The sequence below is a fragment of the Agromyces sp. Marseille-Q5079 genome (assembly GCF_051016555.1).
Taxonomy (GTDB): Bacteria; Actinomycetota; Actinomycetes; order Actinomycetales; family Microbacteriaceae; genus Agromyces.
Genome location: NZ_JBPEJF010000002.1, coordinates 202,281 through 225,563 on the forward strand (window position 1 = coordinate 202,281; position 23,283 = coordinate 225,563).

16 protein-coding genes are annotated in these 23,283 nt (G+C 73.0%); 7 read left to right on the forward strand and 9 right to left on the reverse strand.

The window, feature by feature from the left end; all coding sequences use genetic code 11:
• Positions 1 to 28 precede the first annotated feature (28 nt).
• The 3 genes from ACR3IO_RS04735 to ACR3IO_RS04745 form a co-directional block, all read right to left on the reverse strand.
• Positions 29 to 1,276, reverse strand: coding sequence for an extracellular solute-binding protein (locus tag ACR3IO_RS04735; RefSeq protein ID WP_434070022.1), 1,248 nt, complete (start codon positions 1,274 to 1,276; stop codon positions 29 to 31).
• Positions 1,277 to 1,345: 69 nt separating this feature from the next.
• On the reverse strand, positions 1,346 to 2,581 hold the full coding sequence (locus ACR3IO_RS04740; protein WP_434070023.1) for an ROK family transcriptional regulator: 1,236 nt from the start codon (positions 2,579 to 2,581) through the stop codon (positions 1,346 to 1,348).
• Positions 2,582 to 2,736: 155 nt separating this feature from the next.
• Positions 2,737 to 3,954: an NADP-dependent isocitrate dehydrogenase gene (locus ACR3IO_RS04745; RefSeq protein ID WP_434070024.1), complete on the reverse strand. Its 1,218-nt coding sequence runs from the start codon at positions 3,952 to 3,954 to the stop codon at positions 2,737 to 2,739.
• A 196-nt stretch (positions 3,955 to 4,150) separates the two neighbouring features.
• Here ACR3IO_RS04745 and ACR3IO_RS04750 point away from each other — a divergent pair, with 196 nt between their 5' ends.
• A complete protein-coding gene (locus tag ACR3IO_RS04750) occupies positions 4,151 to 4,603 on the forward strand; it encodes a GNAT family N-acetyltransferase (protein ID WP_434070025.1) in 453 nt (150 codons plus the stop codon).
• 23 nt (positions 4,604 to 4,626) lie between these two features.
• Entirely contained in the window at positions 4,627 to 4,941 is a 315-nt protein-coding gene (locus tag ACR3IO_RS04755; protein WP_434070026.1) for an MGMT family protein, read from the forward strand.
• Positions 4,942 to 5,010: 69 nt separating this feature from the next.
• Here the strand turns inward: ACR3IO_RS04755 and ACR3IO_RS04760 are convergent, their stop codons facing one another.
• Positions 5,011 to 6,798: a sensor histidine kinase gene (locus tag ACR3IO_RS04760; protein ID WP_434070027.1), complete on the reverse strand. Its 1,788-nt coding sequence runs from the start codon at positions 6,796 to 6,798 to the stop codon at positions 5,011 to 5,013.
• Positions 6,798 to 7,460 (reverse strand): response regulator, encoded by a 663-nt coding sequence (locus ACR3IO_RS04765; protein WP_434070028.1) that lies wholly within the window; start codon positions 7,458 to 7,460, stop codon positions 6,798 to 6,800. The genes ACR3IO_RS04760 and ACR3IO_RS04765 overlap by 1 nt, the downstream gene beginning before the upstream one ends.
• Positions 7,461 to 7,996: 536 nt before the next feature.
• On the opposite strand from ACR3IO_RS04765, the gene ACR3IO_RS04770 reads away from it, so the two are divergent.
• Complete coding sequence (locus ACR3IO_RS04770) at positions 7,997 to 9,208, forward strand: type III PLP-dependent enzyme (RefSeq protein WP_434070029.1); 1,212 nt, start codon at positions 7,997 to 7,999, stop codon at positions 9,206 to 9,208.
• Positions 9,209 to 9,281: 73 nt separating this feature from the next.
• On the opposite strand, the gene ACR3IO_RS04775 is transcribed toward ACR3IO_RS04770, so the two are convergent.
• Positions 9,282 to 11,087 carry an ABC transporter ATP-binding protein gene (locus ACR3IO_RS04775; RefSeq protein WP_434070030.1) on the reverse strand — a complete coding sequence of 602 codons (1,806 nt, stop codon included), beginning with the start codon at positions 11,085 to 11,087 and terminating at the stop codon, positions 9,282 to 9,284.
• Positions 11,084 to 12,958 (reverse strand): ABC transporter ATP-binding protein, encoded by a 1,875-nt coding sequence (locus ACR3IO_RS04780; protein WP_434070031.1) that lies wholly within the window; start codon positions 12,956 to 12,958, stop codon positions 11,084 to 11,086. Before ACR3IO_RS04780 ends, ACR3IO_RS04775 begins: the two co-directional genes overlap by 4 nt.
• 427 nt (positions 12,959 to 13,385) lie before the next feature.
• Here ACR3IO_RS04780 and ACR3IO_RS04785 point away from each other — a divergent pair, with 427 nt between their 5' ends.
• Genes ACR3IO_RS04785 through ACR3IO_RS04800 form a run of 4 tightly spaced genes read left to right on the forward strand, consistent with a single transcriptional unit; the run spans position 13,386 to position 20,899 of the window.
• Entirely contained in the window at positions 13,386 to 16,448 is a 3,063-nt protein-coding gene (locus ACR3IO_RS04785) for a hypothetical protein (RefSeq protein WP_434070032.1), read from the forward strand.
• Complete coding sequence (locus ACR3IO_RS04790) at positions 16,445 to 19,198, forward strand: FtsX-like permease family protein (RefSeq protein ID WP_434070033.1); 2,754 nt, start codon at positions 16,445 to 16,447, stop codon at positions 19,196 to 19,198. Before ACR3IO_RS04785 ends, ACR3IO_RS04790 begins: the two co-directional genes overlap by 4 nt.
• Before the next feature lie 4 nt (positions 19,199 to 19,202).
• Entirely contained in the window at positions 19,203 to 20,204 is a 1,002-nt protein-coding gene (locus tag ACR3IO_RS04795; RefSeq protein ID WP_434070034.1) for an ABC transporter ATP-binding protein, read from the forward strand.
• A complete protein-coding gene (locus ACR3IO_RS04800) occupies positions 20,201 to 20,899 on the forward strand; it encodes an ABC transporter ATP-binding protein (protein WP_434070035.1) in 699 nt (232 codons plus the stop codon). The genes ACR3IO_RS04795 and ACR3IO_RS04800 overlap by 4 nt, the downstream gene beginning before the upstream one ends.
• Here ACR3IO_RS04800 and ddaH read toward each other — a convergent pair.
• Both ddaH and ACR3IO_RS04810 read right to left on the reverse strand, forming a co-directional pair.
• Positions 20,871 to 22,124 carry a dimethylargininase gene (ddaH, locus tag ACR3IO_RS04805; protein ID WP_434070036.1) on the reverse strand — a complete coding sequence of 418 codons (1,254 nt, stop codon included), beginning with the start codon at positions 22,122 to 22,124 and terminating at the stop codon, positions 20,871 to 20,873. The two genes, ACR3IO_RS04800 and ddaH, sit on opposite strands and share 29 nt — an antisense overlap.
• A gap of 32 nt (positions 22,125 to 22,156) precedes the next feature.
• The gene (locus ACR3IO_RS04810; protein ID WP_434070037.1) at positions 22,157 to 23,281 is read right to left on the reverse strand and encodes a Glu/Leu/Phe/Val dehydrogenase dimerization domain-containing protein; all 1,125 of its coding nucleotides are present in this window, start codon (positions 23,279 to 23,281) and stop codon (positions 22,157 to 22,159) included.
• Positions 23,282 to 23,283: the final 2 nt, after the last annotated feature.

Genomic DNA, 23,283 nt, shown 5'->3' on the forward strand with positions numbered 1-23,283 from the left:
CTCCGCCCCCCGCGCTGGGTCAACAGGACTAGCTGTTGAGGATGTCCTCGATCTGCTTGTCGAGGTCGGTGGCGATCGACGTCACGTCGCCGCCCTGGGCGATCTTGACGAGCGCCTCCTGGATGATCTGCGCAGCCTCGACCTCGGCCCACTTCGGGGTCGTCGGGGTGACCTGCGAGTTCGCGAGCGCCACGGCCTGGGCCTTGGCGATCTCGGTGTCGGGCAGGTTCGCCGCCGAAGCGGTGAGGCCCGGGGTCAGGCCACCGGCGGCCAGGAGGTCCTGGTAGCCGGCGCTCGCCATGATGTCGAGCGCGGCGCGAGCCTGCTCGGGGTTCGCGCTCTTCGTCGCGACGGCGACGTTCGAGCCGCCGGCGAAGATCGGGGCGGTCTCGCCCGCCTCGAGGCCCGGCAGGGCGAAGGCGTGCAGGTCGGCACCGTAGGTGTCGGGGCAGCCGGGCGCCTCGGCGTCGGCCGGAGCGGTGATCGACCACTGGACCCATGCGGGAGCGGAGAGGAAGAGGTCCTCACCGGCGCAGAAGGGAACCTGCGGGTCGGTCTCGTCGCCGTCCTTGGCCGCGTTGGACGCGTTCAGGTAGACGTCCTGCAGCTGGGTCAGGCCTTCGATGCCGCCCTCGCTGGAGAAGCCGGCCTTCCAGGCGTCGCCGTCCTGCTCGGCGATGAAGCCGCCGTGCGCCCAGACGTAGGGAAGGGCGTTGTACCAGTCGCGGCCCGGTGCCCAGATGCCCGACAGGGTGTCGGTCTTGCGCGCCTTGCCCGTTGCGACGTACTCGTCGAGCGTCGTCGGGACAGCCGTGTCGCCGAGGATCTGCTGGCTGTAGAAGACGATGCGGCCACCGGCGTAGTACGGAGCAGCGTAGAGGTCGCCGTCGTAGGTCGCCGACTGCACGAGGCCCGGCAGGTAGTCGTCGGTGTTGAAGTCGTCGAGCGGCAGGAACAGGCCCTGGTCCGCGAAGCTCGCGGTCTGGGTGTTGCCGACCTCGACCACGTCGGGCGAGTCGTTGGACTGGAGCGCAGCTGCGTAGGTGTCGCTCACGTCGGCCCAGGTCTTCTCCTCGACCGTGAGCGTCCAGCCCTCGTTCTCGGATTCGAACGTGTCCTTCAGGTACGCGCGCGCGTCGTCGGGGGTGTCGGTGCCGACGACCCAGACGGTGATGTCGCCGCCGTCGGACGACGCCGAGTCACTGCCACCGGTGCTGCAGCCGGCGAGGGTCAGGGCAGCAGCGGCGCCGAGCGCCACAATGCCGAGTTTCCTCATTTGCGTTTCCTTTCATGGGGTGTGGGCGACAGCGGGGGTTCGCTGCACCCTTGGTGCGTGGGGTCCCGGTCAGAAGACCCCGAGTTGTCCGGAGAGGACCATGACGGCCGCGCCGCGGAGGACGATGTCCTGCGCCTGCTCGGTCATCCGGAGCCTCAGATCACGGTTGTGTTCCGCCATCGTCCGCGTCCGGAGCGTTTCGACGGCCGCCAGGGCGAGCGGTCCGTCAAGCAGTTCGGCGGGGCCGCTCAGCGCGACCTCCGACAGGTTGAGGGCACCGACGACCGGTGCCAGGACGATGCCGAGGCGACGCCCGGCCTCGGTGAGGATGGCCTCGCGATCGGATGCCGCGTGCTCGGCGTCGCCGAGGGCGTCGAGCTGCGCCGTCAACCGGGGCACGGCGAGCCAGGTCTCGAGGCATCCGGACTTGCCGCACGCGCAGCGCGGGCCGCCGTCGGTGCCGACGATGACGTGGCCGATCTCGCCGGCGGCGAATCCGCTGCCGATCACGGGGCGGCCGCCGATGATGAGGCCTGCGCCGACGCCGTGGCCGACCTTGACGAGCAGGAGGTCGTCGCTCGTGGAGGCGCCGTGCTCGGCGAGCACGGCGACGTTGGCGTCGTTCCCGACATGCACAGGGAGGGCGAACTCGGCGTGCAGTCGGCCCTGGAGGTCGAGCCCCTGCCAGCCGAGGTTGGGCGCCGAGCGGATGACGCCGTTGGGGTCGACGACACCCGGGGAGCCGACGCCGATGCCGAGCACGGGGGCCGTCGCGGCGGCGACGAGCCGGGCGACGAGTGCGTCGACGAGGGCGACGGCTGCCTCGCCCGTCGCGCCGTCGCGGGAGACCTCGTCGCGCGACACGATGCCGCCGTCGAGGTCGACGATCGCGCCGAGGAAGCGCTCGTGGTCGGAGAGGTCGAGGCCGATGATCTGGAACGCGGCCCGGTCGACGTCGATGAGGATCGCGGGCTTGCCCGGCCGGGCGGTCTCGCGCTGGCCGAGTTCGATGACGAGGCCCTCGGCGATGAGCTCGGCGACCAGGTCGGAGATGGTCACGCGGGTGAGCCCGGTCTCGCGGGCGACATCCGCCCTGCTCTGCGCGCCGGCCGTGTACAGCGTCTGCAGGACGAGGGCGCGATTGTGGCTGCGCGCATGCTCGGGGAGCACCTTGCCGGTGGGGCGGAGGGCCCGCGACCTGGTGAAGATCGGGGCGTTGACGAACGGCGTGGTCAGCACGTCGGCGCCGACCCCCTGGGGGGTCGGGCTCTCGAGGGTCTGACCTCGCTGCGCCTCCGTTGACATGTTTGTTAGTAAAGCTTACGAACAAATGAATTGCAAGAGTCCGACCGAGCTTTTCCGCCTCGTTACCGATTCGTGATCGGCCCCCGACCGCCGCCCGGCGAGACGACGAGGGGGCGGATGCCGCAGCATCCGCCCCCTCGTGTGGAACCGTTCGACTACGCCGCGAGACGCGTCTTGAGGTTGTCGGCCAGCGACTGGAGGAACTCCTCGGTCGTCTGGTAGGCCTGCTCGGGGCCGACGAGGGCCGCGAGGTCCTTGGTCATGGCGCCCGACTCGACCGTCTTGATGACGACGTCCTCGAGGGTCAGCGAGAAGTCGATGAGCTCCTGGTTGCCGTCGAGCTTGCCGCGGTGCGCGAGGCCGCGCGTCCAGGCGTAGATCGAGGCGATCGGGTTCGTCGACGTGGGCTTGCCCTGCTGGTGCTGGCGGTAGTGGCGCGTGACGGTGCCGTGCGCCGCCTCGGCCTCGACGACCTTGCCGTCGGGCGTGGCCAGGACCGAGGTCATGAGGCCGAGCGAGCCGAAGCCCTGCGCGACGGTGTCGGACTGCACGTCGCCGTCGTAGTTCTTGCAGGCCCAGACGTAGCCGCCCTCCCACTTGAGGGATGCCGCGACCATGTCGTCGATGAGGCGGTGCTCGTAGGTGAGGCCGGCGGCGTCGAACGCCTCCTTGAACTCGGACTCGAAGACCTCCTGGAAGAGGTCCTTGAAGCGGCCGTCGTAGGCCTTCAGGATCGTGTTCTTGGTGGAGAGGTACACCGGGTAGTTGCGCGAGAGGCCGTAGTTGAGCGAGGCCCGCGCGAAGTCGCGGATCGACTCGTCGAGGTTGTACATGCCCATCGCGACGCCGGAGCCCGGCGACTGGAAGACCTCGAACTGCTGCGGCTCGGAGCCGTCCTTCGGGGTGAAGGTCATCGTGAGCGTGCCCTCGCCCTCGAAGCGGAAGTCGGTGGCGCGGTACTGGTCGCCGAACGCGTGGCGGCCGACGATGATCGGCTTGTTCCAGCCCGGGACCAGGCGCGGGATGTTCGAGATGATGATCGGCTCGCGGAAGATCACGCCGCCGAGGATGTTGCGGATCGTGCCGTTGGGCGAACGCCACATCTTCTTCAGGCCGAACTCCTCGACGCGCGCCTCGTCGGGCGTGATCGTCGCGCACTTGACGCCGACGCCGTGCTTCTGGATGGCGTGGGCGGCGTCGACGGTGATCTGGTCGTCGGTCTCGTCGCGCTTCTGGATCGAGAGGTCGTAGTACTCGAGGTTCACGTCGAGGTACGGGTGGATGAGCTGGTCCTTGATGGCCTGCCAGATGATGCGGGTCATCTCGTCGCCGTCGAGTTCGACGACGGTGCCTTCAACCTTGATCTTGGACACGGTGCGTGGTCTCCTTGCGGTCGTTCGGGAAAAATCGAGGAAGTCTCGAGAGGGCGCGCGAACGCCGTCGACGAGTTTACCGCGTCCCCCCGAGTATCTTGACATCGAGACATTCCGGGCCGGCCCGACAGGGCAACCCGCTGTTCATGACATCGCGGCTACCGGCTCCGGCGCGTCACAGGTTAGCCTTGGCAGCATGGGTGAGCTGAGACTGGAAGAACTGAACGCGTCGAACATCGTGGCGGCGAACACGCTCTCACTCAAGCCCGGCCAGGAGCAGTTCATCGCCCCGGTCACCTACTCCGCCGAGGCCACGGTCGTGAACCCCGCCACGTCGTGGCAGCGCATCGTGACGCTCGAAGACCGCGTGGTCGGATTCATCCACGGCAACTTCGATCCCGAGAACACCCATGAGGAGTTCCGAGCCTGCATCTGGCGCATCAACGTCGACGCCGACGTGCAGGGCCGGGGCGTCGGCCGGTTCCTCGCCGAGTCGCTCGCCGAGGAGGCCAAGCGTCGCGGGTTCGACCGCATCACCGTGCTCTGGGAGCCCGGCGAAGAGGGCCCCGAGGCGTTCTTCCACCGCATCGGCTTCACCGACGTCGGCGAGACGGCGTACGGCGACGTGATCGGCGCGCTCGAGCTCTGAGCGCTCGAGCGAGCGCAGCGACCATGACGCAGCAGCCCGTCGGGTTCGTCGAGGCCGTGCTCATGGTCGTCGCCGACATCCCGTCCGGGCAGGTCGCGACCTACGGCGACGTCGCGGCGCTGCTCGGAACCCGCGGAGCCCGCGCGGTCGGCGGCGTCATGGCCCGGTACGGGTCGGATGTCGCGTGGTGGCGGGTCATCCGTGCGGGCGGTCGTCCGCCGGCGGGGCATGCCGAGTCCGCGCGCGTGCACTACGAGCGCGAGGGCACGCCGCTGCTGCCCAGCGGCGACGACGACGGCTACCGCATCGACCTCGCGGTCGCGCGCTGGCGACCCTGACCGGCGGTCGCGGAGCTCCGGCCCCGACACGGCGCCGGAGCACGACCGACTGCGGGACGGCTGCGACGCCTACTCGACCAGCGGACCGGCCAACGGGATCCTGATCGACACCGTCGTGCCGGCACCCGGAGGGCTCGTCACCTCGATCGTTCCCCCGACCGCGTCGACGCGATCGGCGATGCCGAGCATGCCCGTTCCCGCATCGACGGACGTCCCGCCCACGCCGTTGTCCCGCACCTCGAGCACGAGCTCGTCGGCGACGACGTTCGCGCGCACCCAGGCCCGCGTCGCCCGCGAGTGCTTCGCCACGTTCGCGAGCGCCTCCGCGAGCACGAAGTACGCCGTGGACTCGATGATCTCGGGCAGGCGCCCCTCGGCCTGCACCTCCACCTCGACGGGCACCGGGCAACGTCCGGCGACCTCCGGCACGGCGAGCGCCAGCCCGCCAGAGGAGAGCAGGCTCGGGTGGATGCCGTGGGCGAGCTCGCGCAGCTCCCGCAGCGCCTGGTTGAGCGTGGCGATCGTCTCCTCGAGGTCTTCGGCGAGCCCGGTCTCGCCGGCGTCGCGGGCGGCGTTCGCCGCGAGCCGCAGGCGCATGCCGAGCGAGACGAGGTGCTGCTGGGCGCCGTCGTGCAGGTCGCGCTCGATGCGCCGCCGCGCCTCGACGCCCGCCTCGACGATGCGCTGGCGCGACTGGCGCACATGTTCGAGCGTGCGCTCGATCTCGGAGCGCAGCCGCCCGTTGTCGACGGAGAGGCGCAATGCGCTGGAGACCCCGTCGAGCAGGCGCATGTTGTCGGTCAGCACCCGGTCGTGCCGGATCAGGGCGATCGGCGCGCCGAGCGGGGATGCCACGGGCAGCAGCCCGTGGCCGTGCTGTCCATCGGCGTCGGCCTCGGAGATCGGGCTGCCCGCGGCATCCGCGTACCGCCCCTTCGCGTCGTCCCACCAGTAGACGCGCACGGACTCGTCGCGGAGGGTCCGGGCGAGCGATTCCGCCCAGAGGCCGCGATCGGCGCCCTCGCGCGTGATGCGCATGAGGTCGGCGACCCGTGCCCGCATGTTGCGGGTGTGCGCGATTCCGGCGTCGAAGCTGACCGGGATGGAGGCGATCGCGACGAGGGACACCGTGGCGAGCACGCCGTCCTCGGCGGCGGTCGCGTAGTTCACGGCCTGCGCCGCGAGGGTGAGCGCCCACGCGAGCAGGGCGACCGGCATGAGGAACGCGACCGTGCGCGCCGGGACGCTCGCCCGCATCCACCGCACGAGCAGGCGGCCGGCGATCACGAGCGCGAGGGCGCCGCCGACCACGCGGTATCCCATGTCGACCGCCGCGAAGAGCACGGGGGCCTCGCCGATGCGGTACGCGTTCGGGGAGCAGTCGCACGGGTTCGCCTCGGGGCCGGCGAAGAGCACGACCACGACCAGGTTGACGAGGAACGAGCCGAGCGCGATCGCGGCGATGGTGCGCTCGAAGCGGCCGCTGAAGGTGCCCTTCGGGTAGACGAGCACCAGGATGCCCGCGATCACCGCCCAGGCGAGGTCGACGCCGCGCACGATCGGCCAGACCCATTCCCACTCGCCGATGATCCGGTAGATGGACTGCGGGATCCAGAGCACGACGAACGCGATCATGAGCCGCGCCGGCGTGCGCGCCGGACCGATGTGCCAGGCGACCCCCGCGCAGGCGGCGAAGACCAGCGGGACCATCGCGTGCAGCGTCGAGTACGAGAGCTCGGGTCGCTCGGCCTCGGGCGTGGCGAGGTAGCCGCCGATCTCCATGGCGAGGCTCAATGCCACGGCCAGGGTGATCGTGATCGTGCGCCTGATGATCCGGCCCTTGCGGCCGGGCGCCATCACCTCTCGCCGAGGAGGGTGAGCACGGCCAGCACGCGCCGGTGGTGCTCGGGCGACTCCTCGAGGTCGAGCTTCTGCAGGATGCTGCGGACGTGCGTCTCGACGGTCTTCAGCCCGAGGAAGAGCGTCTGGGCGATGCCGCCGTTGGAGTAGCCCTGCGCCATCAGCTCGAGCACCGACCGCTCGCGCTCGGTCAGCCGTGAGATCGGGTCGTCGGCGCGCGAGCGCTTCACGAGCTGCTCGACGACCTCGGGGTCGACGACCGAACCGCCGCCCGCGACGGTCTCGACGGCGCGCACCAGCGTCTCGGGTTCGGACACCCGCTCCTTGAGGAGGTACCCGGTGCCGCTGCCGGCCTGCATCACGCGCAGCGCGTACTCGGGCGTGGCGTACATCGAGAGGAGCAGCACGCCGATCTCCGACCCGGAGGCGCGGATCTGCTCGAGCGCGACGATGCCCTCGTCACGATGGGTCGGCGGCATCCGGATGTCGAGCACGGCCGCGTCGATGCCGCCGGCGCGCACGATCTCCACGAGCTCGTCGCCCGTGCCGACCGAGGCCACGACGTCGACTCCGCCGCTCTCGAGCACCTTCGCGATGCCCTCGCGCAGCAGCAGGGCATCATCGGCTATGGCGACGCGCAGGGGGGAGGCGTCGTTCATGGCACCCTCCGGTCGTCAGGCACGTGAACACGGCGGCAGCCGCTCCCGCGAACATACCGCGCGCACCGAGCCGCCCTGTACCCCCAAACTAGGGGTGCCTCGACCGGGTGTCCCGACCGGGTGGTCAGTGCTGGCCCCGGTGGAGGTCAGGTGCGGGCACGGATCCCGCACCGCCGCACCCCCGGCAGGCTCGGGCCATGAGCAGGAACGGCGGCAGGGCACGGGCGTGGCTGCGCCGCTCCCTGCCCGCCGCGGCGCCCGCCCCGCCCCTGCCAGGAACCGCCCCTCGGCCGGTCGGCCGACCTCTCCCCGTTGGAGCCCCACGATGACCGTCACCACCACCGAACACGGCCGCCACGCGGACCGGACGCCTTCCGCCGGCGACCGACGCCGTCAGGCACGCGCCGACCGCCGGGCTGCGCGACGCGACCGCGCCCGCGAACGCGCCGACGTCCGCCTCGACCGCGCGGAGACGGGTCGCGCGACCGAGTCCCCCGCCCCGGTCGCCCCCGAACGCCCGCCGCACCAGGGAGCTCGTGCGCCGCCGACTCGCCGCGGACGCGCGGCGCCTCGACCTGGCCGGGCTCGCCGAACGGCACGGCACCCCGCTCCTCGTGCTCGACGCCGACCGGGTCACGGCCCAGCTGCTCGAGCTGCGCCGCCGGCTGCCCGGTGTCGAGCTGCACGTCGCGCTGGCGGCGCTCCCCCACCCGGCGCTCATCCGCGCCGTCGACGCGTTCGGGGCGAGCTTCGACGTCGCCTCCCGCGCCGAGCTCGACCTGCTCGAGCACGAGGGCGTCGCGATCCGCCGCTGCGTGCACACGCACCCCGTCACGTCGATCGCCGAGCTGACGAGCGCGTACCTGCGCGGCATTCGCACGTTCGTGGTCGACGACCCCGCCGAGGTGGACGAGTTCGACGGACTGCCGCCGGACGCCCGCGTGCTCGTGCGGCTCTCGTTCCCGAATCCGGATGCCGCGTCGGACCTGTCCTCGACGTTCGGCGTCCCGCCGGAGCAGGCGTCCGCCCTCGTCGCGCACTGCCTCGCGGCGGGGCGTCCCGTAGCCGGATTCACGTTCCACGTCGGCAGCCAGACGACGAGCGCGGAACCGTGGAGGCGCGCCATCCGTCGCACCCTGAAGCTCATGCACGAGCTTGAGGGCCGCTTCGGCACCACGTTCGACACGCTCGACATCGGCGGCGGGTTCCCGGTCGCCTACGACGAGCCGGTCCCGGCGCTGGCCGAGATCGCCGACGGCATCCGCGAGGCCCTCGCGTCGGCCCCGGCACGGTATCGCGTCATCGCCGAACCGGGCCGTTTCGTCGCCGCCCCGGCGATGACCCTCGTGACCCGGGTCATCGGCAGTGAGGATCGCGCTGACGGCCGGTGGGTGCACCTGGACGACGGCGTGTACGGGGCGTACTCGAACATCCCGGCCGAGGGCGTGCGCCCGCTCGTGTTCGCGGCCTCCGAACTCGCCGACCGCCCGGTGACCGACGAGGACGCCGAACGCGCCGTCAGGCGCCTGCGGGAGCGCTCCTCGGAGCCGGTGACCCTCGCGGGCCCGACCGACGACGGCGTCGACGTCGTCGCCCGGGGCCTGCGGCTTCCGAGGCTCGGCGTCGGCGACCTGCTCGTGAGCCCGATGATGGGCGCGTACACCTGGGCGCCCGCGACCCGCTTCGACGGCATCGAGCCGGCCGCGGTCCACGCCCTCTCGGGTGCGGGCCTGCGGGCCTCGACCTGAGCAGCTCACGCGGACGCGCGGGCGCCGGTCGCGGCATCCGCTCGAGGGAACGGATGCCGCGACCGGCGGAGGATCACACGAGCGAGTCGCGCCAGGCCGCGTGCAACGCCGCGAACCGGCCGGAACCGCCGATGAGGTCGGCCGGTGCGCCGTCCTCGACGATGCGGCCGTGCTCCATGACGAGCACGCGATCGGCGATCGCGACCGTCGAGAGCCGGTGCGCGATGATGACCGCCGTGCGGTCGGCGAGCAGGGTCTGCAGCGCCTCCTGCACGAGGCGCTCGCTCGGGATGTCGAGCGAGCTCGTCGCCTCGTCGAGGATCAGCACGGCCGGGTTCGCGAGGAACGCCCTCGCGAACGAGATGAGCTGCCGCTGGCCGGCGCTCACCCTGCCGCCGCGCTTGTTCACGTCGGTGTCGTACCCGTTCGGCAGGCCCTCGATGAACTCGTGCGCGCCGACGGCCTTCGCCGCCTGCACGATCTCGTCGAACGTGGCGTCCGGCTTGCCGAGCGCGATGTTGTCGGCCACCGAGCCCGAGAAGAGGTACGCCTCCTGCGTGACCATCACGATCGCGCGGCGCAGGTCCTTCGGGTGCAGCGATCGCAGGTCGACGCCGTCGAGCGCGACGACGCCGTCGCTCGGGTCGTAGAAGCGCGCGAGCAGCTTCGCGAGCGTCGTCTTGCCCGCACCCGTCGACCCGACGAGGGCGACCGTCTGGCCGGCCGGCAGGTCGAGGTCGAAGCGCGGCAGGATGACGCGGTCGCGCGTGTACGCGAACTCGACGCTCTCGAACGACACGCGTCCCTTCGCCCTGCGCAGGTCGACCGGGTGCGCCGGGTCGGGCACGCTCGGCTCCTCCTCCAGCACGCCCGAGATCTTCTCGAGCGCGCTCGACGCGGACTGGTACCCGTTGTAGAACATCGCCATGTCCTCCATCGGGTCGAAGAACCGCTTCGTGTAGAGCACCGCGGCGAGCAGCACGCCGATCTCGAGCGCACCGTCGACGACCCGGAACCCGCCGAGCACCAGCGTCGCCGCGACCGCGGTGTTGCCGATGAACGCCAGGCCCGGGTTGTACACGGCGAACAGGCCGAGCACGCGGGCGTTGACGTCGCGGTAGTCCTCGACGAGTCCGCCGAACTCCGCCTCGTTGCGCTTCTCGGAGCGGAACGCCTGCACGGCGCGCATGCCGGTCATCGTCTCCACGAACTTCACGATGAGGTTCGCGGATGCCACGCGCGAGCGCCGGAACAGCGCCTGCGAGCGCACCTGGAACCAGCGCGTCAGGATGCCCAGCGGCACGAGCGAGACGAGCAGCACGAGCCCCGACGTGGGGTCGATGAGCACGAGCGCCACGGCCGTGAAGACCATGTACATGAGCCCGCGCACGAGAAGCGTGAGCCCCTCGTCGAGGAGCTCCCGGATCGCGTCGAGGTCGCTCGTCTGGCGCGAGATGATGCGCCCCGACGTGTACGACTCGTGGAACTCGAGGCTCAACCGCTGCGTGTGCAGGAAGACGCGCGTGCGCAGGTCGATCAGGATCGCCTGGCCGATGCGCGCCGAGAGCCGGATGTACGTCGAGATGAGGAACGCGCCGACCACGCCCGTGAGCAGGTACGCGAGGCCCGCGAGGGCGGCCGGGTACCAGTTCTGGTCGATCAGCGCCGGGATGCCCTGGTCGATGCCGAACGCGATGATCGCGGGGCCCGCGACCTGCGCGGCCGACGACACGACGATCGCCGCGGCCGTGAGCCAGAGCTTCGCGCGCTGCGGGCGCAGGAGCGAGCCGAGCAGGCGTGCCGATCGCGCGCGGATCTCGCGCGACTCGGACTTCGTGTAGTCGAGGCGTTCCTCGCCCTGCACACCGGTGACGCTCATGACGCCGCTCCTCTCGTGGTCTGGGGTTGCCTGGTGTCGTTCGCCTCGTCGGGCCCGGGCCCGATCGCCTGGGCATCGGCCTCGTCCTCCAGGCTCGAGATGACGAAGCGGTAGTGCTCGCTCTCGCGGAGCAGCTCGGAGTGGGTGCCCACGGCGGTCACCCTCCCGGCCTCGAGCAGCGCCACCCGGTCGGCGAGCATGACCGTCGAGGGGCGGTGCGCCACGATGAGTGCCGTGGTCGAGGCGAGCACCGCGCGGAGCTCGGCCTCGACGCGGGCCTCGGTCGTGACGTCGAGCGCCGAGAGCGGGTCGTCGAGCACGAGCACGGCCGGCTTGGCCGCGACCGCGCGAGCGAGCGCGAGGCGCTGCCGCTGGCCGCCGGAGAGGCTCATGCCCTCCTCGCCGACCTTCGTGTCGACGCCGTCGGGGAGGTCGTAGGCGAATCCGGCCTGCGCGATGCGCAGCGCCTCGTGCAGCACCTCATCGGCCGCGTCGCCCTCGAGCTCGGGTCGGCCGAGCAGCACGTTCTCGCGCACCGAGGCGCTGAAGAGCGTGGCATCCTCGAACGCCATGGCGATGTGGCGGCGCAGCTCGTCGCGCGTGAACGCACGCACGTCGACGCCGTCGAGCGTCACCGAGCCCGCCGTCACGTCGTACAGGCGGGTGGTGAGCGCCGTGAGCGTGGTCTTGCCGCAGCCCGTGAGCCCGACGAGCGCCATGGTCTCGCCCGGACGGATGTCGAGGTCGACGCCGTCGAGCAGGTCGCCGAAGCGCTCGGGCGAGTCCTGGTAGCGGAAGTGCACGCCGGTGAAGCTCAGCGCCCCGTGCGGTTCGCCGAGCACCCGGGGCGTCTCGGGGTCGACGATCTGGTTCTCGCTGTCGAGCACCTCGAAGAAGCGGTCGGTCGCCGTGCGCGCGTCGAGCGAGAAGGCGAGGAGGAACCCGATCGACTCGATCGGCCAGGCCAGCACGGTCGCGGTCGCGAAGAAGGCCACGAGCGTGCCGACGGTGATCACGCCGTTCGCCGCGAGCCACACGCCGAGCACGAGGCAGATCGAGAGCGCGACGGCCGGGACCAGGATGAGCCACACCCAGATGTTCGAGTCCAGGCGCGCCTTGGCGATCTCGGTGCTGCGCAGCGACTCGGCCTGCGCCCGGAAGGTCGAGAGGGCGTGCTTGCCGCGCCCGAACGCCTTGAGCACGCGGATGCCGTGCACCGACTCCTCGACGGCCGTCGCGAGGTCGCCCGCCTGGTCCTGGCTGCGCCGGGACATCTCCGAGTAGCGCCCCTCGAAGAGGTACCCGACGATCCACAGCGGCAGCGAGCAGACGAGGAACACGACGCCCAGCATCCAGTTCATCGAGATGAGGATGCCGACGCCCACGATGATCGTCACGAGGTTCACGGCCGTCAGCACGAGGCCGAACGAGAGCCAGCGGCGGATCAGGCCGAGGTCGCTGACCGCGCGCGAGAGCAGCTGGCCGCTCGGCCAGCGGTCGTGGAAGCTGACCGGCAGGTCCTGGAGCTTCGCGTACAGGGCGTTGCGCATGCGCGATTCGACGCGCGTGCCCGGGCCCACGACGAGCCAGCGGCGAAGGCCGTACATGACGGCCTCGATGGTGCCGAGGCCGAAGACGAGCAGGGCGAACGGGATTACCGCGTCGGCGTCGCCGTCGGCGAGCGGCCCGTCGACCATGGACTCGAGCACCTGCGGGATGGTGAGGGCGATGAGCTGGCCGACGAGCGCGGCGAGCCCGCTGAGCGCGAAGGCCGGCGCCGAACGCCCGACGTACCGGCGCAGGCGCCAGAGCGCCGGGACGGTTCCGAGGCGCGGCGGAGCGGATTCGTGGTGATGCTGGATGGCGGACAAGCCGGATCCCTTTCGAGAGTGGTGCGAGACGACCGCAGACGGAGTCGGTCGGGCAGCGCGTCGAGCGCTGAATGACGTCGCGAGCGACGTGGGTGCGGGGCTACCGCTGATCAGTCAGTGCAGGTCGAGCCTGCGGGGCGGGGTGCGAACTACCCGGAGATGCCCGTGACGTGGAGCACCGGACGCAGAGCGCTACCGGCCACGAACGGGCGGGTGTAGCTGTCTGTCTGCATGGTGTCCTCCTGCGTCGTCGTCGTCTTCATTCCATGCGACCGCGCGAGCGCAGCCAGCCCTGTAGCCTATGGCACCTTCGGCCTCGACTGCAAGAGCGACGGTGCGAGTAGGCTGTGCGAACTCGTCATCCGCTCGACGTCCGCCCTGCACGGGACCTCGACGGCGAGGCCCGAACGACCAACGAGGAGATCGCGTGGGAGCGACATCGACCGCTGTGGCGCGCGCGAACGCGCACCGCGGGGTGTTCGCCGCGATCGCCGCCGTCGTCCTGGCGCTCGCGTTCCTCGGAACCGCGGTGCTCGACTCGCTCGCGAACGCCTCGCTCGGCGGGCTCCGCGACGGGCTCGCGTCGGCGACCGGCACCAACGGCGCCGCCCGATGGCAGATCCGGATGGCGGCCGACGCCGAGGCGCAGGCGGAGGCCGCGGCATCCGTGCTCGACCGCATGCTCGTGCCGAACGGCGCCGAGTGGACCCGCTCGGTGCAGACCTCGCCCGTCGACGTGAGGCGCGTCGGCGCCGAGGCCGACCCGACCGGCGACGCGTTCGGCGCTGTGCTGCTGGTCGACGACGCCGTGCCCGGTCGTGCCGAACTCGTCAGCGGCGCGTGGCCCGACGACGCCGACGTCGCGGGCGCCGTGGCGATCGAGCCCGGCACCGTCGCGACCGCGGTGCAATCCGACGCCGCGCAGGCGCTCGGGCTCGGGCTCGGCGACGTGCTCGTCGTCGACGACGCCGATCCCGTGCGCCTGCAGGTCGTCGGCACGTGGACGGCATCGGACCCCGCCGACCCCGCCTGGTTCGCGGAGCCGATCGTCTCGGCCGGTGTCGTCGACGACGCCGCCGGCCCGTTCGTCGTGGCCGACGACGCCGACCTCGCGGGCATGCCCGCCGCGGTGCTCGTGCGGTGGACGGCGACCGCCGACGCCGACGCGATGACGCCCGCCCTCGCCGCGGGGCTCCGCGCCGCGCTGCCCGACGTCGAACCCGTGCTGCGCGCGCAGGACGACCTGGGCTCCGACGGGCTCGGCACCTCGGGCGGGCTCGTCCTCACGCTCGACCGCCTGTCGGCGGGGCTCACGGCGGTGCGCGCGATCGCCCCGCTGCCGGTGCTGCTCATCGCGTTCGCCGGGTTCGCCGCGCTCGACCGTCTCTCGGCCCTGCTCGCCGCGGGCCGCCGCGGCGAGACGCTGCTGCTGCGGGCCCGCGGGGCGTCGGCGGCGAGGCTCACCCGGTTCTCGGTCGTCGAGGCGGCCGTGGTCGGCGTACCGGCCGCGGCCGCCGGCGCCGCACTGGCCGAGGCGGTGCTCGGATTCCTCCGGCCGGGCGAGGCGAGGTCGTGGGCGGTCGCGGCGGCGGTCGCCCTCGCGTGCGCGCTCGGCGCCGCCGCGCTGCTCGGCGGGCGGGCATGGTGGGAGGCGACGCGGCCCGTCCTCCGCGGGTCGGGCGACGAGGTCGGGCGGATGCCGCGGGCTGCCGCCGCGGGCGGGGTGCTCCTCGTCGTGATCGCGGCCGCGGTGTCGCTCTGGCAGTTCCGGTTGTACGGCTCGCCGCTCGTGACCGGTGCGTCGGGCGTGCGCGAGGTGGACCCCGTCGCGGTGCTCGCCCCCATGCTCGTGCTCGTCGCGCTCGCGCTGGTCGGCAACGGGCTCGTCCGGCCCGTCGCGCGCCTGCTCGAGCGCCTCGCCGCGGCCCGTCCCGGGTTGGTCCCCGCGTTGCCGATGCGGCAGCTCGCGAGGCGGGCCGGCCTGTACGCGTCGGCGTCGCTCATGACCATGCTGGCCGTCGGCGCCCTCACGCTCGCGGCCGCGTTCGCCGGCAGCTGGCAGGCCTTCGACCGGGCGGTCTCCGCAGCGAGTGTCGGCGGCGAGGTGCGCGTGACGTACGCGGGCCGCTCCGTCGTGCACGACGCGGATCCGCTCGCGATCGAGGACCCGTTCGCCGACGTCGCCTCCGTCGACGCGAGCCTGCCCGTGTTCCGCGGCGAGGCGCGGATCGGCTCCGACCCGACGATGCTCGTGGCCGTGCCCAGCTCCGGCGCCGCGGCGTTCGGCCCGGCCATCGCCGCGGCCGCCGCGACGCTGTCGCCGGCATCCGGGCCGCCCGCGCTGCCGGCGGGCGCGACGCTCGACGTCGAGGTGCGGCTCGCGGCCCCCGAGGGCACGCCCGGCGAGGTCGCCGTGTCGGTGTGGATCCTCGGCGCCGACGGCGAGGCCAGCCGGTTGCCCGCGGGCACGGTCCGGGTCGACGCCGGCGCCGGCGCCGCGCACGTCGCGCTCCCCGAGGCCGAGGGCCTGCGCCTGCTCGGCTTCGACGCGACCGCGACCGGCACGCAGGGGCTCGGCGAGGTCGAGGTGCGCTTCGGTCCCGTCTCGGTCGACGGGACGATCGCGGCATCCGAGCTGCAGCCCGAGGGCGACGCCACCGTCGGCTCGAAGCGGCCCACCGCCCGCGTCGGCGTCGCCGGCGCAGGCGCAGGCGACCCGGGTCCCGTCTCGGCCGTGCTCGGCGCGGCCCTCGCCGAGCGCATCGGGGCGGTGCCCGGCGACGCGTTCACGTTCCGCATCCTCACGGGCGGCGCGAGCGTCGACGCGATCGTCACCGACATCGTCGCGACGGTGCCCGGCGCGGGCGACGCCGGCCTGCTCGCCGACCTCTCGGAGATCTCCCTCGCGGCCTTCGACGCCGACGAGGGCGTGCCCGCCTTCACCGAGCGCTGGCTCGCGACCACGACCCCCGCCGCGATCGCGGACGACCTCCGCCGGGACACCGCGGCCGCGGCCACCGCGACCACCCGCGCCGACGTGTCGTCCGCACCGCTCATCGGTCCGGCCGTGAACGCCCTCTGGGCCGGCGCGGCCGGCGCGCTCGTGTTCGCCGCCGTGGCACTCGCCGCCCTCACGGCCGCCCTCGCACGGGCCCGGTTCGGCGAGGTCGTCGTGCTCCGCGCGCTCGGCATGCCCGCCGCGCTGCAGGGCCGGGCGCGGTTCGCCGAGCTCGCGGTGTCGCTCGGCACCGCGGTCCTCGTCGGCGCGGTCGTCGGCGCGATCACCGCCGTCGCGACCGTCCGCGACCTCGCCAGGGCGGCCGTCGCCGATGCCCCGGGCGCGCTGCCCGTCGCCTTCGGCTTCGACCTGCTCCCGTGGGCGGTCGGCATCGCCGCGTTCCTCGCCGCCGCCGCCGCGATCGGCTGGGTCGCGGCGGCGTCCGTGCGCCGACTGGCCGCCACCCCGGGCATCCGCGAGGAGGAACGATGAGCGCTCGGCATCGCTCCCGCACGTCGTCGTCGGGGCTCCTCCGCCGGCACCTGAGCACCGCCCCCGGCGCATCGATCGCGCTCGCGCTGCTCGTCCTCGTCGGCGCGTTCCTCGCCACGGCGGTGCCGCGTGCGGCCACGGTGCTGCACACGGATGCGCTGCACGAACAGGTCGCCGGGCTCCCGGCCGCCGAGCTCGACCTCACCGCGACGTCCCGGGAGCGACCCGAGACCGGCCCCGGCACGGGTCCGACCGAACTCGACGCCGACGTCGCGACCGTGTGGGGCGCGACCGAGGAGCGCCTCGCGGCGATCGTCGACGACATGCCCGATGAGCTCGCAGCCGTCACGCGGCCGCCCCGCGCCATGCTCGCGATCTCGCCGGTGCGCGCGCAGGTCGACGGCGCGGGGCCCGGTTCGCCGACGTACCGGATCATGACCGGCTTCGATCCGCTCATGCGCGAGCACCTGGAGCTCACGTCCGGCGCCTGGCCCGCGCCGGTGGATGCCCCGGTGCCGTCCTCCGCGCCCATCGAGATCGTCCTCACCGACCCGGTCGCCGAGCGCATGGAGTGGCCGGTCGGCGAGGCGCGCACGATCGACGTCGCGGGCAGCGCGCAGCAGGTCGTCCTCTCCGGAACGGTCGCGCCTGTCGACGCCGACGACGGCGCCTGGACGCACATCCTGCCCGCCCTCGACCCGTCCGTCGTCGACAACGGCCTCTCCGCACCCGAGATCACCGCGATCGCCTTCGTCGACCCCGGCTCGTGGTCGCAGTTCGCGAGTGCGAGCGTGCCGCTCACGCTCACGGTCTGGATCCCCGTCGATCCAGAGCTCATCACGGCCGACGCGGCGGCGGAGCTGCAGGTCCAGCTCGGTCGATTCGCCAGCGACCCGCACGCGGTCGGCTCCGGCGCCTGGGTCGGCGAGTACGCGACCGTCGGCGACCTGTCGTTCTCGAGCGGACTGCGCGACGAACTCGTCGCCGCGGCGGCCGCGGCGGCCGCGGGCGATGCCCTGCTCGCGACCGTGGCCTCCGGGCCGATCGGCGTGATGATCGCCGTCCTGGTGCTCGGTGCGCGGGTCGTGTTCGAACGACGGCGCGAGGGCCTCGAGCTCGTCGCCGCGCGCGGCGCGTCGACGGGTCAGTTGCGCGGCATCCTCGCGCTCGAGGGACTCGTCATCGGACTCCCGGCGGCCCTCCTCGGCGGCATCTTCGGAACCCTCGCGTTCGACGCCGACGCCGGTCCGGCGGGCCCGGCCGTCGCCGCCCTCTTCGCCCTGACCCCGGCGGCCCTGCTCATCGCCTCCGCGCCGTCGTTGAGCCCGCTCCGCAGGGCGCGCGTCGACCTCGGCACGACCGGCGGGAGCCGCCTGCGCTGGATCGGCGAGCTCGTGGTCGTGCTCCTCGCCGCGGCGGCCGTCGTCGTCCTGCTGCGCCGGGGCCTCACGACGTCGGCGGCCGACATCGGCGTCGACCCGCTGCTCGCGGCCGTGCCGCTGCTGCTCTCCCTCGTGGCCTGCATCCTCGTGCTCCGGCTCTACCCGATTCCCCTCGCGCGGATCGTCCGCGGGTTCGCGGCCCGCCCGGGCCTCGTCGGCTTCCTCGGATCCGCTCGGGCCCTGCGGGATCCGTCGGCCGGCCTCGTGCCCGTGCTCGCGGTGGTCGTCGGCGTGTCCGTCGCGGTGTTCTCCTCCGTGATGCTCGGCACGATCAGCTCGGGCGTCGGCGACGCGGCATCCCACCGGGTCGGGGCGGATGCCTCGGTCTCAGGCCCGCCGCTGACGCAGGCGCAGCTCGACGAGATGCTCGACGTGCCCGGAGTGGAGGCGATCGCGCCGGTGTACTCGACCCGCAACGTCTCGCTCTCAGTCGACGGCCGGCAGCGCGCGACGACCCTGGTCGTGATCGACGTCGCCGAGATGCAGGCGGTCCAGGCCGGGCGAGCGGATGCCACGCCGCTGCCGGACTCGCTCGCCGAGCCGCCCGGCGACGCCGGCGTCCCGGTGCTCGTCTCGGGCCTCGTCGACGAGCTCGCGTCGAGCGCGACCGACGTCACGATCGACGGCGACCCGTACGCGGTCCAGGGCGTGGTCGACGGGACGACGGCGTACTCGCCCCGGGTGAACTGGATCCTCATGGATCGATCGAACGCCGATCCGTACGTGTCCACGCTCGTGCCGCGCACCGTGCTCGTGCGCTTCGAAACGGGCGTCGACGACGGCGCCGCGGTGTCCGCCATCGCGGCGATCGCCGGCGAGGGTGCCACGGTCCAGACCCCCGCGAGCCTCGCCGAGCAGCTCGGCTCCACGACGACCGTGCGCGGGCTCACCGCCGCACTCGTCGCCGCGATCGTGCTCTCGAGCCTGCTGACCGCCCTCGCGATCGTCCTGACGCTCGTGGTCGGGCGTCCGGCCCGCGACCGGCTGCTCCCCCTGCTCGCGACGCTCGGGCTCGACCGTCGAGGCGAGCGCGCGCTCGTCGCCTGGGAGATCGGACCCGTCACGGCCGTCTCGCTCGTGGTCGGCGCGGCGCTCGGCGCTGTGCTGCCCCACGTCGTGCTCGGCGGCATCGACCTCAGCAGGTTCACCGGCGGTGACGCACCGCCCGACGTCGCCTACGACCCGTGGCTCATCACGGCCGTGCTCGCGGCATCCGTCATCGTCACGGTCGTCGCGTCGACGCTCGCGGCCTCGCTCGGGTCCCGCATCGACGTGGCGCGCGCGATGCGCAAGGAGGAGGAAGGATGAACACGTGGCAGACACGCTGACCCACCCGCACATCCTGTGCAGCGACCTGGTGCGCATCTTCACGGCCGACGGGGTCGAGATCCAGGCGCTGCAGGGCCTGAACCTGCGCGTCGACCCGGGCGAGATGGTGGCCGTGGTCGGCGCCTCCGGCTCGGGCAAGTCGACCCTGCTCACCATCCTCTCGGGCCTCGACACCGCCACGGCCGGAAGCGCGAGCGTGGCCGGCCACGACCTGCTCGCGATGCGATCGCGCGAACGGGTCGAGTACCGCCGGCGCACGGTCGGGTTCGTCTGGCAGCAGACCTCGCGGAACCTCCTCCCCTACCTCACCGCCGCCGAGAACGTCGCCCTCGCGATGAACGTCGCACGCACGTTCGCGGGTGCCGCCCGCGCGTCCCGCATCGGCGACCTGCTCGACCTGCTCGAGGTCGGCGAGTTCCGCGACCGCAGGCCCGCGGAGCTCTCGGGCGGCCAGCAGCAGCGCGTCGCCATCGCGGTCGCACTGGCGAACGCGCCGCTGGTGCTGCTCGCCGACGAGCCGACCGGCGAGCTCGACGAGGCCACCTCCGCCAGCGTGCTCGAGGCCATGCGCAGCGTCAACGAGGAGCTCGGCGTCACCACGCTCATCGTGACCCACGACCCGACCGTCTCGGGGCACGTACGGCGCACGGTGCAGATCCGCGACGGGCGCACGTCGACCGAGGTGCTCCGATCGACCCGCGTCGACGAGCACGGCGCCGAGGAGCACATCGCCGAGGAGTTCGCGGTGCTCGATCGCGTCGGTCGCCTGCAGTTGCCGCACGAGTTCGTCGAGCGGCTCGAGCTGCACGACCGGGTGCGCCTCGCGCTCGAGCCCGACCATGTCGGCGTCTGGCCCGGGACCCGCACCGCCGGCGGTGCCGATCCCGTTCCTCGCGATGCGGTGGAGGGCGACGCCGCGGAGCCGCGCACGGCCGAGACGGCCGCCCCAGACGATGACCGCCCCACGACGGAGGACCCGCGATGAGCACGCTCCGAGCCGAGCACGTCGGTCGCGACTTCGAGACGGCCGCCGGCCTCGTGCACGCCGTCGCCGGCGTCTCCCTCGAGGTGCGGCCGGGCGAGCTCCTCGTCGTCACCGGCCCATCGGGTGCCGGCAAGACGACCCTGCTCAACCTGCTCGGGGGCCTCGACCGGCCGACCTCCGGTCGCGTGCTGCTCGGCGACGCCGACCTCTCCACGCTGGGCGACGACGAGCTCGCGGCGATGCGCCGCGACCAGCTCGGGTACGTCTTCCAGTCGTTCGGCCTGATCCCGGTGCTGTCGGCGTCCGAGAACGTCGAGGTGCCCCTGCGGCTGCTCCGGATGTCGCCCGCCGAGCGCGATGCGCGGGTGGCCGAGGCGCTCGACGCGGTCGGGCTCGGCGCCCACGGGGCGCAGCGTCCCTACGAGCTCTCCGGAGGGCAGCAGCGTCGCGTCGGCATCGCCCGGGCGATCGCGGCTCGGCCGCGACTGCTGCTCGCCGACGAGCCGACCGGCCAGCTCGACAGCAGCACGGCGGCGACCGTGATGGACCTCATCGGCGACCTCGTGCACACGCGCGGCGTCGCGGCCGTGGTCACGACGCACGACCCGGCGCTCGCCGGGCGCGCCGACCGTGTGCTCGACCTGCACGACGGCCGGGTGAGGTCGGTCAGCGCACCCGCACCGACAGGCACGTGACGCAGCCCTCGAGCTTCTCGAACTCGCTGATGTCGACCGTGACGACGCGGTAGCCGAGGTTGGAGAGCATGGCCGCCGTCTGCGGTGCGGCCGACGACATGAGCAGCGACTCGTCGCTGAGCGCGACGACCGCGACGCCCTCGGGCTCGAGCACCGGCAGGAAGCGCGGGAACAGGCTCGGCACGTCGATGCGCTCGGGGTCGCCGATGACCGTGCCGTCGGGCAGTGCGGTCACGGCGCTCTTCAGGTGCAGGGCCTTCGTGAGCGGCACGGCCACGACCTCGTAGCCGTGCGGCGCGAGCAGGGCGCGCAGCTGGCGAATGCCTTCGGCGTTCGTGCGCGACCCCGCACCGACGTACACCGTGGACCCCACCTTCAGCACGTCGCCGCCGTCGAGGGTGCCGGGCGCGAGGATGCTCGCGACGCTGATGCCGGGGATCGACCGGATGGCGCGTTCGACGGCCTCGACCTCGGGTCGGCGCGAGAGCGCACCGGGGTGGGCGAGCACGGCCAGGTCGCCGAACATGACCACCGTGTCCTCGACGAACACGGAGTCGGCGAGCTCGGGGGCGGCGTCGACCTCGATGGTCTCCCACCCCTCGGCGAGGAGGGCCGCGCAGTAGTTGTCCCACTGCTCGTCGGCGAGCGCGTGGTCGACCGGGCGCCGCTCGAGGTGCGTGAGCAGCCCCTCGTCGAGGTTCGTCGCCGGGATGCGGACGAGCGCGATGTGCCGGGCCGCCCGGTTCGGGGCGTACTCGAGGATGGCGCGCATCACGCGGGGCGCGAGGAACATCTCGCCCGCGATGAGGGCGAGGATGAACACCAGGTTGAGGCTCACCAGCGAACCCACCACGAACATGAACAGCGGCCCCGAGAGCGGGTTGCCGACCGCCGCCGCAGTCACCGTGGTCGCCAGCAGCGCCGCGAGGCACGCGGACGTGAATCCCGTGATGAGGGTGAGGAACCACGCTCGCGTGGCGCCCGCGGCATTGGCGACGGACAGCAGCACGAACGCGATGAACGCCACGAGCGTGAAGTGCCCCGTGAGCTGCCCGAACGTCTGCGGGGACTGCCCGTTGCCGATGAAGAACGCGAACAGCGCGGTCAGCCCGGCGAGCACGGCGGCGGCCGCCGACGCGGCGAACACGGCGACCACACGGCGCCCGGGGGTCGGCGCGGGCTTGAACCGGGCAGGGCTCACGGGCGTGGCGGCGGGGGACGTCATGCGGACGAGCCTAGCGGCCCCCGCCCCACCGATCAGACCGCGGACTCGAGGCGTGCGTGCGCGAGTCGTTCCGCCGCGGCCAGCGTCGTCGTGCCGTGCTCGTCGGCCGATCGCAGCACGGATGCCACGGTGTCGCCGATGCCCGCGATGCGCGCGTCGAGCTCCGACTGGACCGCGTCGGGCCCGCTCGCGACGTCGAGGTAGATCACGCCGCCGGCGTTCACCACGAAGTCGGGCGCCCAGACGATGCCGCGTTCGGTGAGCAGGCCTGCGACGTCGAGACTCGCCAGCTGGTTGTTGGCCGCGCCGACGACGGCGCGCACGGACAGCTCCGCCACGACCTCGGGCGTGAGCACGCCGCCGAGCCCGCAGGGCACGAACACGTCGGCGTCGATGAGGTGCGCGTCGGCCGGCTCGACCCAGGCCGCGCCGAGCTCCTCGGCGAGGGCGCGCTTGCCCTCGGCGACATCCGTCACCGTGAGTCGGGCGCCGCCGGCGGCGAGCGAGCGAGCGAGGCGACCGCCGACCTGGCCGAGCCCGGAGATCACGAGGTGGCGGTCGGTGAGGTCGCGCGTGCCGAAGACGTGCTCGAGGGTCGCGAGGATGGAGGCGTGCACGCCGGCCGCCGTGGCGTCGGCGGGCTCGCCGACCCCGCCCTGCTCGGGCGGGAGCCCGCAGACGTGGGCCGTGCGCTCGGCGACGACGGCCATGAGCTCGGCGCTGGTGCCGACGTCTTCGGCCGTCATGTAGGCGCCCTCGAGGGACTCGACGGCGTCGCCGAGGTCGAGCATCGCGGCATGCGTGGTCGCGGCGTCGAGGTGCATCCCGGCCGGGATCGCGACGACCGACTTGCCGCCGCCCCGCGCGAGACCGGCTGCGGCGTTCTTCATGGTCATCGCCTGCGAGAGGCGCAGCGCGTCGGCGAGCGCGTCGGTCCAGTGCGCGTACTGCCAGAGTCGCGCTCCGCCGAGGGCCTGCCCGAGGCGGGTGGAGTGCACCGCGACGATGATGGTGAGCCCGGAACGTCGCCCGCGTGAGATGAGCACGCGCTCGTGGTCGGGCGAGTCGAGCGGGAGTGCGGCGGCCGCGGGTGTCGCGCCGCGTCGGGTGGTGGCACCTGCCGTGGAGGGCTCGGACAGGTCGTGGGTGATCGTCATCG

Bases quoted from the DNA above. Each gene is read 5' to 3' on its own strand.
- ACR3IO_RS04800 (WP_434070035.1), top strand. From the start codon at position 20,201: ATGAGCACGCTCCGAGCCGAGCACGTCGGTCGCGACTTCGAGACGGCC.
- ACR3IO_RS04755 (WP_434070026.1), top strand. From the start codon at position 4,627: ATGACGCAGCAGCCCGTCGGGTTCGTCGAGGCCGTGCTCATGGTCGTC.
- ACR3IO_RS04775 (WP_434070030.1), bottom strand. From the start codon at position 11,087: ATGAGCGTCACCGGTGTGCAGGGCGAGGAACGCCTCGACTACACGAAG.
- ddaH (WP_434070036.1), bottom strand. From the start codon at position 22,124: ATGACGTCCCCCGCCGCCACGCCCGTGAGCCCTGCCCGGTTCAAGCCC.
- ACR3IO_RS04765 (WP_434070028.1), bottom strand. From the start codon at position 7,460: ATGAACGACGCCTCCCCCCTGCGCGTCGCCATAGCCGATGATGCCCTG.
- ACR3IO_RS04760 (WP_434070027.1), bottom strand. From the start codon at position 6,798: ATGGCGCCCGGCCGCAAGGGCCGGATCATCAGGCGCACGATCACGATC.
- ACR3IO_RS04740 (WP_434070023.1), bottom strand. From the start codon at position 2,581: ATGTCAACGGAGGCGCAGCGAGGTCAGACCCTCGAGAGCCCGACCCCC.
- ACR3IO_RS04735 (WP_434070022.1), bottom strand. From the start codon at position 1,276: ATGAGGAAACTCGGCATTGTGGCGCTCGGCGCCGCTGCTGCCCTGACC.
- ACR3IO_RS04810 (WP_434070037.1), bottom strand. From the start codon at position 23,281: ATGACGATCACCCACGACCTGTCCGAGCCCTCCACGGCAGGTGCCACC.
- ACR3IO_RS04790 (WP_434070033.1), top strand. From the start codon at position 16,445: ATGAGCGCTCGGCATCGCTCCCGCACGTCGTCGTCGGGGCTCCTCCGC.
- ACR3IO_RS04750 (WP_434070025.1), top strand. From the start codon at position 4,151: ATGGGTGAGCTGAGACTGGAAGAACTGAACGCGTCGAACATCGTGGCG.